This is a genomic window from Vibrio cholerae, assembly GCF_008369605.1.
Classification (GTDB): domain Bacteria; phylum Pseudomonadota; class Gammaproteobacteria; order Enterobacterales; family Vibrionaceae; genus Vibrio; species Vibrio cholerae.
This window is the reverse complement of the sequence record NZ_CP043556.1, coordinates 270,611-285,430: the sequence shown is the minus strand read 5'-3', so window position 1 is coordinate 285,430 and position 14,820 is coordinate 270,611. Positions and strand designations below refer to the sequence as shown.

The 14,820-nt window shown below is 47.3% G+C and carries 14 protein-coding genes; 6 read left to right on the top strand and 8 right to left on the bottom strand.

Annotated features, from left to right (window positions below):
- The first annotated feature begins 3 nt into the window (after nucleotides 1–3).
- Entirely contained in the window at nucleotides 4–618 is a 615-nt protein-coding gene (locus tag F0316_RS15475; RefSeq protein WP_000176953.1) for a LysE family translocator, read from the top strand.
- Nucleotides 619–666: 48 nt separating this feature from the next.
- On the opposite strand, the gene F0316_RS15470 is transcribed toward F0316_RS15475, so the two are convergent.
- From F0316_RS15470 to F0316_RS15455, 3 genes are all read right to left on the bottom strand, one after another.
- Nucleotides 667–891, bottom strand: a complete 225-nt coding sequence (locus tag F0316_RS15470) for a hypothetical protein (RefSeq protein ID WP_001079005.1) — start codon at nucleotides 889–891, stop codon at nucleotides 667–669.
- A gap of 300 nt (nucleotides 892–1,191) precedes the next feature.
- Entirely contained in the window at nucleotides 1,192–2,628 is a 1,437-nt protein-coding gene (locus F0316_RS15460) for a glyceraldehyde-3-phosphate dehydrogenase (RefSeq protein ID WP_000074419.1), read from the bottom strand.
- A 747-nt stretch (nucleotides 2,629–3,375) separates the two neighbouring features.
- The gene (locus tag F0316_RS15455; protein WP_000624159.1) at nucleotides 3,376–3,861 is read right to left on the bottom strand and encodes a dCMP deaminase family protein; all 486 of its coding nucleotides are present in this window, start codon (nucleotides 3,859–3,861) and stop codon (nucleotides 3,376–3,378) included.
- An 892-nt stretch (nucleotides 3,862–4,753) separates the two neighbouring features.
- Between F0316_RS15455 and F0316_RS15450 the strand changes: the two genes are divergently transcribed.
- The 4 genes from F0316_RS15450 to yddG all read left to right on the top strand — a co-directional run bounded on the left by F0316_RS15450 (nucleotide 4,754) and on the right by yddG (nucleotide 8,507).
- A complete protein-coding gene (locus tag F0316_RS15450; RefSeq protein ID WP_123011976.1) occupies nucleotides 4,754–5,158 on the top strand; it encodes an OsmC family protein in 405 nt (134 codons plus the stop codon).
- A 307-nt stretch (nucleotides 5,159–5,465) separates the two neighbouring features.
- Complete coding sequence (locus tag F0316_RS15445; protein ID WP_000007489.1) at nucleotides 5,466–6,779, top strand: hemolysin family protein; 1,314 nt, start codon at nucleotides 5,466–5,468, stop codon at nucleotides 6,777–6,779.
- A 143-nt stretch (nucleotides 6,780–6,922) separates the two neighbouring features.
- Nucleotides 6,923–7,495, top strand: coding sequence for a sugar O-acetyltransferase (locus F0316_RS15440; RefSeq protein ID WP_057558311.1), 573 nt, complete (start codon nucleotides 6,923–6,925; stop codon nucleotides 7,493–7,495).
- A gap of 64 nt (nucleotides 7,496–7,559) precedes the next feature.
- The gene (gene yddG, locus F0316_RS15435; protein ID WP_149560672.1) at nucleotides 7,560–8,507 is read left to right on the top strand and encodes an aromatic amino acid DMT transporter YddG; all 948 of its coding nucleotides are present in this window, start codon (nucleotides 7,560–7,562) and stop codon (nucleotides 8,505–8,507) included.
- Between the two features lie 31 nt (nucleotides 8,508–8,538).
- On the opposite strand, the gene F0316_RS15430 is transcribed toward yddG, so the two are convergent.
- On the bottom strand, nucleotides 8,539–9,435 hold the full coding sequence (locus F0316_RS15430) for a cation diffusion facilitator family transporter (RefSeq protein WP_000337248.1): 897 nt from the start codon (nucleotides 9,433–9,435) through the stop codon (nucleotides 8,539–8,541).
- A 193-nt stretch (nucleotides 9,436–9,628) separates the two neighbouring features.
- On the bottom strand, nucleotides 9,629–10,507 hold the full coding sequence (locus F0316_RS15425) for a LysR family transcriptional regulator (RefSeq protein ID WP_001054351.1): 879 nt from the start codon (nucleotides 10,505–10,507) through the stop codon (nucleotides 9,629–9,631).
- Between the two features lie 195 nt (nucleotides 10,508–10,702).
- On the opposite strand from F0316_RS15425, the gene F0316_RS15420 reads away from it, so the two are divergent.
- On the top strand, nucleotides 10,703–11,281 hold the full coding sequence (locus tag F0316_RS15420; RefSeq protein WP_000929763.1) for a class I SAM-dependent DNA methyltransferase: 579 nt from the start codon (nucleotides 10,703–10,705) through the stop codon (nucleotides 11,279–11,281).
- Between the two features lie 303 nt (nucleotides 11,282–11,584).
- On the opposite strand, the gene F0316_RS15410 is transcribed toward F0316_RS15420, so the two are convergent.
- The 3 genes from F0316_RS15410 to F0316_RS15400 form a co-directional block, all read right to left on the bottom strand.
- Nucleotides 11,585–11,779, bottom strand: coding sequence for a hypothetical protein (locus F0316_RS15410; protein WP_149560670.1), 195 nt, complete (start codon nucleotides 11,777–11,779; stop codon nucleotides 11,585–11,587).
- Nucleotide 11,780: 1 nt separating this feature from the next.
- Nucleotides 11,781–12,698: a LysR family transcriptional regulator gene (locus F0316_RS15405; RefSeq protein WP_000384533.1), complete on the bottom strand. Its 918-nt coding sequence runs from the start codon at nucleotides 12,696–12,698 to the stop codon at nucleotides 11,781–11,783.
- Nucleotides 12,699–12,828: 130 nt separating this feature from the next.
- Nucleotides 12,829–14,808 (bottom strand): acetoacetate--CoA ligase, encoded by a 1,980-nt coding sequence (locus F0316_RS15400; RefSeq protein WP_054251148.1) that lies wholly within the window; start codon nucleotides 14,806–14,808, stop codon nucleotides 12,829–12,831.
- Nucleotides 14,809–14,820: the final 12 nt, after the last annotated feature.

Sequence of the window (14,820 nt, the reverse complement as noted above, 5' to 3'; positions counted from 1 at the left end):
TGCATGACACTGACAGTGTGGTTATCGCTATTTACGATTTGTATTTTAGGGGCGATGTCGCCGGGGCCGAGTTTGGCTATGGTGGCTAAACACAGTTTGGCAGGGGGACGTAAGAACGGCTTTGCCGCTGCTTGGGCTCATGCGTTCGGGATTGGGGTGTATGCCTTTATTACCCTGATCGGATTGGCCGTCGTACTGCATCAATCTCCTGTGCTGTTTAAAACCATTAGCTATGCGGGTGCCGCCTATCTTGCCTACTTGGGCTGGAACGCTTTGCGTTCAAAAGGTGGGGTCGCGGCTAAGTTAGAGTCGGGCGAGTCGGTCAGCGTATGGCAATCAGCCAGAGAAGGGCTACTAATTTCTCTGCTCAGTCCTAAGATTGCGCTGTTTTTTATCGCGTTATTTAGTCAATACGTCGCGGTAGGCTCGGATTTGACCAGTAAGGCTGCGATTGTCATCACTCCCTTAGTGGTTGATGGTCTTTGGTATAGCTTCATTACTCTGATTTTATCTTCGCCTCGTTTACTCGATAAATTGCGCGCCCGTGCCGTGCTCATCGACAGGCTGTCTGGCTTGGTGCTGATTGCGTTAGCGATCCGAGTGTTGTGGACGGTGTAACTCATTTCATTAGGGTTTGAGCTGACCTCAAACCCTCTCGTCATCTTGTTAACGGCGTGGCGAGATCTCTTCACATTCCCCTTCAATCACATTGGCATGAGGCTGATAAGTCGCGGAAGATTTGAATTGAAACGCGCGTGCTTTGAGCTGTTTTTCTAAACGTTTGCCCGTAATTAACGCTGCGATAGTCAATGGAATCGCGAGCAGCAGACTAAAGATCAAAGCGAACACACCAGTAATCAGTGACAGTAAGGTGATCAGGAATCGGTTCATAATGGTTCCTCCAAGTAACAGAGCCACCTTACCCTGAACCAGATTAATCGAAAATGAACAATGTTCATTTTCACCATAACAGGACAAACTTGACGTATTTCTGACCTAAAGCGGGTGAGTCGGTACAAAAAAGCCGCCCACATCAGTGAGGCGGCAAGCTTGAGGGAGAGGTCGGTGTTGCTCATCGCCAAGCGATCAGCGCAGCACGACTTATGGTTGTTATTGTTTGACCCATTCCACCGGCCACGAGACTATCGAGTTTCGCTGCACGCAGTTTGGGTCTGTTGTGGAGACGGTGATTTATTGAGCGGGATAGGTCGGATAACGCACACCCATCATCTGTTCCATGCAATGTACCACTTGGCAGCTATAGCCAAATTCATTGTCATACCAAACATACAGAACACAACGGCTATCTTGTGCAATCGTTGCTGTGGCATCGACCACGCCCGCATAACGTGAACCCACCAGATCGCTGGAAACAATTTCAGTCGACTCGGTGTAATCAATTTGTCCTGAGAGTGGAGAATGGGTAGCCATTTCTCGCAAGTAAGCATTCAGCTCTTGCTTAGTCGTGGCATGAGCTAAATTGAGATTGGCTATCGCCATCGACACATTCGGAGTCGGGACGCGAATCGAATTACCCGTCAGTTTGCCAGTTAACTCAGGAAGCGCTTTAGCAACGGCTTTAGCCGCGCCTGTCTCAGTAAGCACCATATTGAGTGATGCGGCTCGACCACGACGCTCACCTTTGTGGAAGTTATCGATCAGGTTTTGATCATTGGTAAAAGAGTGGACGGTTTCGATGTGTCCAGAAGTAATGCCGAAACGGTCATTCACCGCTTTTAACACCGGAGTAATCGCGTTTGTGGTGCAACTTGCCGCTGAAATAATGGTGTCTTCCGGCTGAATCACCGATTCATTGACCCCAAACACCACGTTTTTAATATCGCCTTTACCCGGCGCAGTAAGCAGAACCTTACTCGCTCCCGGAGAGGCAAGGTGCTGGCTTAAGCCTTCGCTGTCGCGCCATACGCCCGTGTTATCCACCACCAAAGCGTTATGAATGCCGTAAGCGGTATAATCGACATCTTGTGGGGAATTCGCATAAATGACGTGGATGAAGTTACCGTTTGCGATCAGCGCTTTACGCTCTTTATCTATAGTAATACTGCCGTTGAATTGACCATGAACCGAGTCTCGACGGAGCAGACTGGCACGTTTTTCAAGATCGCCCTCTTTTCCACCACGCACAACAATCGCCCGTAGACGCAACGGATAACCTGCGCCGCTCTTTTCAATCAGTAAGCGAGCGAGTAGACGGCCAATTCGGCCAAATCCATACAGCACCACATCTTTGGGCTCAATAGCCTGAGCGGGTTGTAGTGCGGCGTCTAATGCGGTGTGCAGAAAATCATTCAAACCATGCTCATCGTCATGTTGCTGCCAATACTGGCTGGCAAGTTGGCCAATATCAATTCGGCAGGGGGCTAACTCAAGCGTCGATAACTGCTGCACTAAGGGTAAGGTCTTATCGAGTGCCAAAGGCTCACTTAAATAGCGCCGAGCGACACGGTGAGTCTTAATGATGTCGATCGTGGTCGCATTAATCAGGGTTTTACCGCACAACACGGCTTCAACCCCTTTCTGGCGATAGAGTTGACCAATTAAGGGAGACAGGGTTTCTGCAAGGGTTTGGCTTTTTTGCCAGTCTAGAAAGTAGTTCTCTGGACTCATGGTTGACTTGGGACCTTTCACGTTAGAGTTAATTCCCTCGCTGGGCATCGCCACAGCTTTGGGAGAGTGTTGATACAGATTATTTTTATACACACTTAAGTAGGGGGAGTGTGCACCATCCTATAATGCTTTCTACTCGAAGCCGCAGCAGCATGGGCTAGATTCATTGACCCTGAGCATAGCGTTATCTATACCCGTTTATCTATCCCCATAGTGATGAACTCACCTGCTGCTTATCTGCAACGCCAAGTGGTTTGGGATATCCGATTTCGGCATACCCAAGCGGATGGTTGTTATTTTTATGTGGCGCGATTGTAAAGTTGTGATCGTTTTTCTGCTAGGAAAAATAATGCATTGATATATCACGTAATAGTAGTGATTTTGATGAGTGTTTGGTCTATTTACTAAGGTTTAGTCAGGGTTGACATTGGCAGAGTTGGCGACTTATTTCGTTCCGATAATGACTAAGTTCAAAGTTTTTTCAGTGAGTAGATTTGCGTTTTGCAATTCAATGTGCAGTGCTTCGCGAAAATTGGCAGAATAAAGTGCTAGAAGGCGATCTTTGTCATCTGCGCATAAGAGAGAAAAAACAGCGGATAAAGTGGAAGCGGTGCGCTGCTACAAAAATCAAAAATGGGACAGCGGTGTCCCATTTATAAGTACGATGGTTGCTGGTTATCCCCTTACTACTTGAAGCTGCAGTGGTGTTGGCTGTAACTCCAAGTTGTTTGGGTATATCGCTTCTGTTTATGGATTGCTCGATTCTGAAGGCAGCTCAATCGTATTGATGTGCTTCAGTTCAACCAAAGGTAGCCAATGCACTTTAACCCCAGCCTGTAAGAACATGTCTTGGCTGACTTTGATTTTATCGCCCCAGCGTGACAGAAAATCTTCGGATTGCTCAGGACAATGTACGGCAGAGATCCCAGTTTGGATAATTTTGGCCGCGCAATTAGGGCAAGGGAAGTGGGTGACGTAAATCTCACAGCCATCCAAATCACGCTTGGCAAACAAAATCGCATTCTCTTCCGCGTGCAGCGTTTTCAAATACTTCATATCACGGTCATCGGTGCTGGCACTGTCAGAGATACCGTGTGGGTAGCCATTGAAGCCAACGGAGACAATCCGGTTTTGTTTGGTGATCACAGCGCCTACCTGCGTGGAAGGATCTTTACTCCACGAGCCAACTAATTCAGCCATTTGGAAAAAACGTTGCGCCCATTTTGAAATCATGTCGTTGTTCCTCATTCATTCGCGACATTGGTCAAGCCATCGAGTACGTAAGCCCAATACATTACTCTCGCTGATACTATCCTGATTTTTGTGATAAGAGTCTATAGCCTTTCTCTACTTGAAGCATTTGTGGTCTTGGCTAGGCAAAGTCGTTTGGAGATCTCTCTGTTGTGAACACGGTGCTTTTCTTGGTTTGAATGAGTGGGAAAACTCTTGCGAGCGGCATCACAGAGTGTGCGAAGGGCGAAAAAGCAGAACCTTCTTATTTTAGGATTTATCTTGTGCGAGATCTCTTACGTCTGATGTAAGAGATTTTAGCTTTTGATTGCAGACTTTAAATTTGTTTTGTTTTTATGTTATTGATTTATTTTGTCTTATGTTTGAAATTGCCTATCGGCCAGTAATAAAAATGCTCAACAGCGGTTGCTGAAATACGCTCATATCGTAAAGTCAATTCGTCAGCAGGAAGCGGACACGGAACAGGAAAGACCCAAGGATTGGTCATCTTCAGGACGAAGATTTCGATTGTTCAGGATGAATGGTCGGCAAGGAGAGCAAAGGACGTTAGCTGGACGCTTAATAACTAGGATGGTTATAAACGGAGAGTTAATGGACAACTTAATGGACTAAGCGAGTTCTGTCAGGATGACAGAGGAAGGGACACCGCTAGGAAGGCGATGAAACGGATTGCGCTGAAGGACACAGCAGACTATCAAGGAATAGATGCAGGGAGCACCTATTAGTAGCTGGATTGCTGCGAGTGAGAACTAAACCCCACTAAGCTTAGGCTTAGTGGGGTTTTCTTTTTTAGCTTCGCTTTTGTCTCTTGGCATCTTTCCGTATGCCACTGTGCTAACATACTGGCGGTCATTTACTTTAGTGGGGTTCCGTTATGCAAGCGCAAGTCAAATGGGTTGAAGATTTTCGTTTTATTGGGTTATCTAACTCCGGTCATTCGATTGTAATGGATGGGAACGGTGGAGCGAGTGCTCCAAGTCCAATGGAAATGGTGTTGATGGCCGCAGGTGGATGCAGCTCTGTCGATGTTGTGGATGGCATGAAAAAAGCGGGACAAAAAATCCATGGTTGCACCGCGCAATTGTCTGCTGAGCGTCGTGATACCGCGCCGAAACTGTTCACTCAAGTCAATATCCATTTTGTCGTCAGTGGTGAAGATCTGGATCAAGAGATCGTAGCGCGCGTCACCGCTGATTCTCTAGAGAAATACTGCTCAGTATGTTTAATGCTCGGGAAAGGTGTTGAGATGACTCATTCATGGGAAATCTGTACCGAATAACCCTTTTCTTGCTTGGCGCTGCAGTGCGTTGACTCTGTTTATCCATACCAATCATGGAGCTTATTTGAACTCATGGGGATGAACTTACGGAGCACGTACTTACAACGCCAAATTGTTGGGATATAGCCTTCTTATTCAAATGGATAGTCTCATTTGAAAAATGACGAAGTTGCGGTATTCCTCTCTCTATCCGTCTCGTGTTCGTCTATGCTGAACGAGGCGGATAAAGAGGTGTTTATCTCTCGCTTATCTTCTTTGCTACTTGTGTTTTAAGCCGTTTGGTTTTATTGATTTTGGGTGTACACCTATGAGTTTTTTCGAAAACATCTCGATCATCATGGCGCTGATTGCTGCCAGTTGTTTCTTTTCTATGTCAGAAATTTCTTTGGCTGCGGCGCGCAAAATTCGTTTGCGGCAGATGGCCGATGAAGGCGATGAGCGTGCCGAGCGGGTGTTAGAGCTGCAAGCTCGGCCAGGCAATTTTTTCACTGTGGTGCAAATTGGCCTCAATGCGGTTGCCATTATGGGCGGTATTGTGGGGGAATCGGCGTTTACCCCTTACATCCGAGCGCTGCTGGAAGGATGGATTCCAGCCAATCTTCTGTCACAAGCCAGTTTTGTGCTCTCCTTTATGCTCGTAACCAGTATGTTTATTTTGATTGCGGATTTGATGCCTAAGCGGATTGCGATGGCGATGCCAGAGCGAATTGCCACCAGTTTGGTGGGAGGCATGCTGATTTGCATTACTTTGTTAAAACCGTTTGTTTGGTTCTTCAATGGATTGGCGAACTTGCTGTTTCGCGCTCTCAGTGTACCGACCGAGCGTAATGATGAGATCACCTCTGACGACATTTATGCCGTGATGGATGCTGGCGCAGAAGCGGGCGTGCTGGATAAAGGCGAGCAACAGATGATGGAAAGCGTGTTTGAAATGCAGAGCATTCCAGTGACATCGGCCATGACGGCGCGCGAAAGTTTGGTGTTTCTTAACCTCAGCGACAGTGAGGAAGTGATCAAGCAGAAAATTTCTCAGCATCCGCACAACAAATTCTTGGTCTGTGATGGGCAGTTGGATCAGATCAAAGGTTACGTTGACTCGAAGGCCTTGTTAATTCGAGTGATTAATGGCCAAGGAATGAATCTCAAAGAGAGCAATGTGGTCATTGGTTGTCCGATTATTCCCGATACGTTAAGCCTTTCGGAAGCGTTGGAGTACTTCAAAATTAACCGCGTTGATTTTGCGGTGGTGATGAACGAATACGCGCTTGTCGTAGGCGTTGTGACGTTCAACGACTTACAAAGCGCGGTCATGGGCACTTGGGTGCTTGCCGAAGGGGAAGAGCAAATCGTCGCGCGTGATGGCAATTCATGGCTAGTAGACGGGGTGACACCGATCACCGACGTGATGCGCTCCTTTGCGATTGAAGAGTTTCCTCAGCAACAAAACTACGAAACGATCGCAGGATTTATGATGTATATGCTGCGTAAGATCCCGCGTCGTACGGATTCAGTGGTCTATGCCGGCTATAAATTTGAAGTGGTGGACATCGATAATTACAAAGTCGATCAGCTTCTGGTGAGTCGTGTTGAACCTCTCGAACCTATCGTCAAAGAAGAATAGAGGAAACCGATTTGCTCTTATTTGCACTTTTCATTTACTGATGAGTGATTAACCATGTTATCCCCTTACGACTGGAGGTTGTATCGCCAACTGGTTGGGGGATAGCTGAGTAATGGACGTTCATAAATCACGGGGGAATGAAGATGAGCGAATTAGAAAAAATGCTCAAAGGTGAACACTTTGACGGCGCATCCGCGGAAATTGAGGCACTGCGCAGCCAAGCGGGAAGGCTCAAGCTCGAGATCAACCAAAGTCTTGATGAAGCGGAACGCTATGCACTGCAACGTGAGCTGTTTGGTCATCTCGGTCATAAAAGTTGCGTACAGCCTCCTTTTCACTGTGAGTTTGGCAAAACCATTCGTATTGGCGATCACACCTTCATCAACATGAACGTGGTGATGTTGGATGGTGCACCCATCACGATTGGCGATCACGTATTAATCGGCCCGAGTACTCAATTTTACACCGCATCGCACTCTTTAGATTATCGTCGTCGCCAAGCGTGGGAAACCATCTGCAAACCGATTGTGATTGAAGATGATGTCTGGATTGGCGGAAATGTCGTCATTAATCAAGGGGTCACGATTGGTGCTCGTTCTGTCGTAGCGGCGAATTCCGTGGTCAATCAGGATGTTCCACCGGATACGTTAGTCGGTGGCACTCCTGCGCGTATTTTGCGCTCACTGAAAGATCCTGTCGAATCAATGGCAGAATGATCGTACGGCCTGGCGTTTTATCTCCTAACTGCTTGAGGAAGGGGTTACCACTTTGAGGTTTACTGTGAAACAGCAATTCATCACTCATAAGCACACCTTGTATGGTGTTGCGGCCATTTTGCTTTGGGGAAGCCTGATGGCATTAACGCGTCGTGTTGCTGAGGAGTTTTCACCGATTGGCGGCGCGGCGCTCATCTACACAGTGAGTACGCTGTTTTTGCTGTTTGCGATGGGGATGCCTCGACTCAAAGCGGGATCGAGTCGCTATATTCTGATTGGCGGTGCGCTGTTTGTCAGTTACGAAATTTGCCTTGCCTTAGCACTCGGTATGGCGAGCGATCGCTTACAAGCGATAGAGATGTCGGTGATTAACTACCTTTGGCCAGCCTTAACCGTATTGATCGCGGTGTTGCTGAGTCAGCGTGCGGTTAGCTTTTGGGTTTACCCGAGCGTTGGTTTGGCTTTCGCTGGTGTCGCGTGGACTATTGTCGCCGAACAAGGCATTTCGCTCGCCGATTTTTCCGCTCGCATCGCTACCAATCCAGCGGTTTATGCTATGGCATTAACGGGCGCTTTTATCTGGGCGATTTACTGCAATGTAACCCAACGTTTAGCACGAGGGCAGAATGCCATCGTACTGTTTTTTGCCGCGACCGCTGCCACACTCTGGCTCCAATACGCTTTGAGTAATGAGCCGGCACTCTCTTTTACTGGGTCGAGCATGGGGACGCTGTTATTAACGGGCATTGTGATGGGAAGTGGTTATGCACTGTGGAATGTGGCCATTTTGCGGGGGAACATGTTGCTGCTGGCAACGCTTTCTTACTTTACGCCGGTTATCTCAACCTTATTTTCATCGCTGATTTTAGGGGTGGTCCTCGGGTTAAGTTTCTGGCAGGGAGTGATCATGGTGACATTCGGTTCGCTGATCTGCTGGTGGGTGACTCGCGAGTCGAGTTCATCAACAGGGGAAGAGCCTGAAACGTCTCCGCCGCTTAAAGAACAAAGTTAACATTCAGCCCGCGACAGCGGGCTGAGATGAGTTAGCGAGCAACGCTCACCGTGAGCTGCAATTGGTAAGGTAATGCCGCCAAGCTTTGCTGCAAGTGGTTTTCGATACGCTCAATATCTTCTACCTCAACCGAATCATCCTCGGCCGTTTTTAACGCCACTTCGACCCACAGTTCACGTCCGACTTTAGCCACACCGTAAAGCTCAAGTGGTTGTTCGGCGTGCTCTTGCGTGGCTTGAACACTGTGTGATACGGCTTGCTGGATATCGTGGCTTGGAGCCATCAACAATATTTCGCGCAGAGCGGATTTCAGCATCCCAAGTGGAAGTTTTATAAAGTAAAACGACATCAACAGCATCATCATCGGATCGGCGTAGACCGAATAATGCGCCCAAGGGGTTAGGTTGATTAACCAAGCGGCAATAAAGCCAACCATGACCACTAAACTCAGTAAGGTATCCATCTGCCACTGTTTGACTTCTGCCGCAATCAGCCCGGAAGGGTGACGTCGGCTTAGGCCTGCCATTTTCCACCAAGCTAAAGCACAACCGGTGACGCTAAACACACCAAATAAGGTAGCGATAGAAGGATCCACTTCGCGTCCGCCACTGAGGAGAGCGGTGAGCGAGGAGTAGAGTGAATAGCTGACAATCAGCAAGATCACTAAACCTTTTATCGCGATAACTAGGGGTTCTAACACTGCGCGCCCAAAAGGGAAACGAGCGTCAGACGGTTTTTGAATAAAACGTGATACCGCCAGCGACAATAATGTTAACAGTAAACTCACCAGCGAATAGACACCATCAAAGACAATGACCATAGAGCCGACGAGTAGACCGACTAGCAAACCACTGCCAGCAAAGCCTGATGCGATAAGGGCAGAAAGCGTTAAAACACGCTTTTCATTAAAATTGGATTGAGAACACATCGTTAATTTCCTCGTAGGTTTCGCCGCATATTCTGGCGATTCATAGGGGAATCGCAATGTCGATTTACGTCGAGAAGAGGAGGATAAATTTCTATTTTAAAATAAATATAATTAAAACAGATGCTTAATTAACCTTTTCTGTGTCAGCATTTTTGACGCTGAGTGCGGGCATGCCTAGAAAGGAGGAGGATGTCTAGAAATCAAACAGATAATCACTCACCTTATCACTGAGCCAGAGAATGGCAGGGTTATCATGCATTCCGATAGGTTGGAATAAGCAGAAGTCTTCTTGCGTGAGACCGTACGTATGTTTAATCACGGTCAGTTGCTGCTCACGTAAATAGTGACGAATCAATGGCTCAGGCAATACGCCCCAAGCATTCTCACTCAAAATTGTATTGAGCATGTATTCAAAGCTTGAGAAGCCGATATAGCGACGGGAGAAAGGCTGCAGGTTCGGATTATCTTTTTCATTAAGATAGACCATGACGGCTTGCATAAATTTACGCAGTTCCTCATCGCTAACTCGTTTTTGTTTAACTAAAGGATGCTGGCTATTACACACTGACATGAGGCGGATTTTACCCAAAGGTTGGTAAGTGATGCGCGGATCGTCTAAGCGCTCATAATCGACGCCGAAAGCGCAGTTGACTTGTTGTGTCGCGACCAAGTTGGCTAAATCGCCACTGGAGGCCAAAACCATATTAAAAGAGGTGTTGGGAAAGAGTTTGTGCAATTGGCTGGCGATATCTTGCCAAAAATGGTCTGGGAGTGAATCATCACGCGCGATCCATATCTCGGCGGCAAATTCACTGCACGCTTGAGCGCAAGTCTGGCGAATACGTGATGCCGTGATGAGTAAACTCTCGCAATCTTTGTAAACGGCTTTGCCCGCTTCGGAAAGGGTTAAGTAGTTACCCGCTCTCACAAACAGCGCCACATTGAGTTCTTTTTCCAGCGCTTTGATCGCCATGCTTAATTTAGTACGATTGCAATCGAGTTGACGCGCGGCTTCAGAGACGGAGCCTGTATTGGCGATAGTGCAAAAAGCTTCGATTTGTGACAGGTTCATAGCAGACCCAAGTGGTTCAAACTTTTGGGATAATAAACAAAATTCACTGTGCTGCCTATCGGCATAAATTCTCGACAAATGAGGCCGAAATGGATTTTCTTAACAAAGAATGCGTTGTAACTCTATGAACTTGACTTCATTTTGGTTTACTCTTGGCAGCATTGCCCGAATACAAGAAGTAATACGGAGGCCATGATGGCACACGACTGGGATGAGTACGCAGCAAATTGGGAAAAAGACCCAGCGACCCATGCTTTTGCGCAAAGCGTATTTGAACATCTGACAAAAATCCTCTCTTTGCAGGGAAAGCATATTTTGGATTTTGGCTGTGGTACAGGCTTGCTAAGTCAGCGGATGTCGCCGCTTGCTCGTGATATTGTTGCGCTGGACTCATCAGAAGCCATGATTGAGGAGCTGGATCGCAAAGAACTACGCAACGTTGAGCCTGTGGTGGATTGCTTAACCCGCGGTTTGGTTGCTCAACATCCAGCCTTTCGTAAACAGTTTGATTTGGTCGTTGCCTCATCGGTATGCGCTTTCTTACCGAATCTTCAAGATGTGACCGATATTATTTTCACGCTAGTGGATGAAGGCGGGTATTTTGTGCATTTTGATTGGTTAGCCGATGGCAAATCGGAAATAGGTTTGAGCACGACGGAGATTGAAGCTGTGCTGCGTAATGCGGGGTTCTCTGCCGTGGAGACTCGGGTCGCTTTTGATGTCACTACCGCACAAGGAACACAATCTGTCGTGGTTGGAATGGCTCGTAAGTAATTCATCGATTCATAGAGTTCGTTATAGCCGCTACTTGTACAGCGGCTTTATTTTTTCGCTTTTTGCTATCCCCCTTCCTACTTGAAGCTGCAGCGGTGTTGGCTACGTTCGTTCACCCCAATCACATCGTCTATCTATGCTCATGGGGACTCTCTCACTTGCCGCCTACCTGTAACTCCAAGTTGTTTGGGGATAAATCTTACCGACACTGTTTCATTCATTGGGTTATTGCATATCAATTTCGTTAACAATGTGATTTACATATCTTTTCCAAATCGTAAATTGACCATTTACTTCTTTTCACTAACAAAAATTCAACCTTGAGCCTAAACTAATGATTGAATAATCAAAGACGAGACTCAGTTCCCCGAGTACACGTCTCAGTTTCTGTTTATTGACTGACAACTCATGGCTAGGGTTATTAACAAAAATCAAAAACAGAGCAACAAAGGAAAGGGTCAGCGTTTGCTGACCCTTTCCTTTTTCACCCATTTTCATCTCAAGTTAACTGGCTGTTCAGTTGCTGGCATAGCCACCGAATAGCTCGGTCATTCATGCTGGGTTTGTTCCAGACTAAGCTATAAGCCACCTTGCCATATTCAAAGGGTAGGGCTTTTTGCACCAAGCCTTGAGCTTGCATTGCGTGATCCGCCCATCTCTTTGAACAAGTGAGCAGCAAATGTGTCTGCCGACACAAAATGGCCGCTGCACCAAAGTCAGGAGTGGCAACAGCAATGCGTCGAGTTTCGTGTTGCTGAGTCAGGTACTTCTCAAAATACGGCTCATTGAGCTCATTATCGAGAATGCCGATGTGTTTATAAGCAAGGTAGGCTTCGACACTGAGTTCCGCGTGAGCGAGAGGATGATCAGCACTCATCAAACAGACCAGCTCATCCGATTCGATTACCTGCCAAACTAAGTCTTGGGCAAAGGTTGGGGGCTGGCTGATGTCATGTGGCAAAAGAATGCAATCAATTAAGCCACTCTGCAAAGCCTCAAACCCATAATGTTCTTTGGAGTGAATCGTCATGGAGAGCTCGGATGAGCAAGCGGCGAGAATCGCAGTGACTTTGGGCGCAAATAGCTCAAATGTACTTTCACGCATCGCTAAACGATAGTGGCCTTGGTATGCCTGAGGATCGAATTCGGTGCAGTGCAATAAGCCATTCATACTGGACAGAACATGATGCACTGTTGGCCCCATTTGCTGTACATAAGGGGTCGGGATTAACTGATTTCCATCCCGATAAAAAAGATCGTCATTAAGCAGTTCACGCAATTGAGCGAGGATTTTACTGATACTGGATGGACTTACACACAGTCGAGCGGCGGTTTGGGTAACACTGCGCGTGTTGAGCATGACATGCAGGGCTGTCAGGTGTTTTAAGCTAAATCGGGAGAGGTGAATATAATCCATAAAAAGTCTATGCAGAGAACAGCTGAGCCAAGAATACCACTGTGGCACGAAAATCAAACCGATAAATGTGCCAAGATAACTCGGATTATGCCGTGTAGTCAGTTTGTTATCGTATTTTCCGAGTCATGACTTATGCCGTAAGTAATCTTTCTATTTCCGCTAACACTTGCGGATTGGCGATAGCCCCAAGGTTTTTCACTTCGTCACCATGACACACTTGTTTGACGGCCAGTTCGACCAGCTTGCCCGATTTCGTGCGCGGGATTTCGCTGATAGCATAAATGTGAGCAGGAACATGGCGTGGAGAGCAGCGTTCGCGCAGTAAGCTGCGGATTTTCCGCTGCAGCTCGTCATTAAAGGGGACATTTTGCGCGAGTTGAACGAATAGAATCACCTGTTCATCGCGGTCAATCTGGCGGCCAATGGCAATCGAATCGTGGATCTCAGGTAATGCATTGACTTGCTGATAAATTTCAGCGGTGCCAATCCGAACACCACCCGGGTTCAGAACGGTGTCGCTGCGACCGAAGAATAATACACCTCCCTTGTCGGTGATTTCGATTTCATCGCCATGATGCCAAACTCCCGGGTATTTATCCCAATAAGCTTGGTGATAACGGCTGCCATCATCATGCCAAAATCCAATCGGTTGATTGGGGAAACTGTTTCGGCATACCAGCTCTCCACGCTCAGCGACGATGGCCTCTCCATGCTGATTGTAAGCCACGACATCCAAACCTAAGCCCGCACTTTGGCATTCGCCCTGATAAACCGGAGAAATAGGGTTACCAAGCACAAAGCAGCCGCAAATATCCGTGCCACCAGAAATAGAAGCCAGATGCAGATCGGATTTGACATGCTCATACACATAGTCAAATTGCTCGGGATAGAGCACCGAACCGGTCGAACACAGGGTTTTTAAGTGGCTTAATGAGTAAAAATCGCATGGAGAAAACTGATTTTTTTGCAGTGTTTCTAGGTACTTGGCAGAGGTGCCAAACAAGCTGACTTTGGCTTCGTCAACCAGAGCCCATAACGCTCCCGCTTGTGGGTAGAGTGGATGCCCATCATAAATCACTAAGGTTGCGCCACTGGCGAGTGCAGAGACATGCCAGTTCCACATCATCCAACCTGTTGTCGTGTAATAGAAAACGCGATCTTGTGGCTGGATATCACAGTGTAACTGATGCTCTTTCAAATGATTGAGTAGCGTACCGCCAACGGAGTGCGTGATGCATTTCGGTTTGCCCGTTGTTCCAGAGGAATACAGAACAAACAGCGGATCGTTGAAACCAATCCGGCGGTATTCGACTCCTCGCGGTTGATAACTGGCGAAAATCGATTGCCAGTCAGAAAAGCTATCATTGAAATCCGGTGTGAAGTTGCGATCTTGCAGATATTCGATTTGACAGGTGTTGACTAGGCTTGGCAGGGCGCTAGCTATCTGAGCATTACGCTCTTGCATGGGAAACGATTTACCGTTAAACGTGTAGCCATTACAACAAAACAGAATTTTCGGTTGAACTTGACCAAAGCGTTCAATCACACTTTCCACGCCAAAATCCGGTGACGTCGAAGTCCAGATTGCCCCTAAACTGGTGGCGGCTAACATGGCAATCACGGTTTCGGGTAAGTGGGGAAGATAGCCAGCCACGACATCACCCTCTCCAACGCCATTTTGTGCCAACCACTGTTGAACGACGGAAACATGATCACACAACTGCTGCCAACTGAATTTCTTGGTATGGCCATTTTCATTTTTAAACCAGAGGGCGATCCCATCGGGATTTTGGAATGCGTATGAGAGTAGGTTTTCTGCGTAGTTGAGCTGAGCTTGTGGAAACCAGATCGAATCACGAGCGGGAACCATGGTTTTACCAAAACGAGGTAGTCCTTCACCAATAATGCAGTTTCCGCGATAGCCGATCACATCGCAAAATTGCCACACCTCAAGCCAGAATTGTCGTGTTTCAGCAACAGACCACTGATGCAACGAAGAATAACTGTCGATCGCTTCACCTTGCATGTTCACATGTGCGATGAACTGTTGCAGGTTAGAAGCGGAAATGCGCTCGTGGCTTGGCGTCCACAATGGTGTAGTCGATGACATAATATTCCCTGT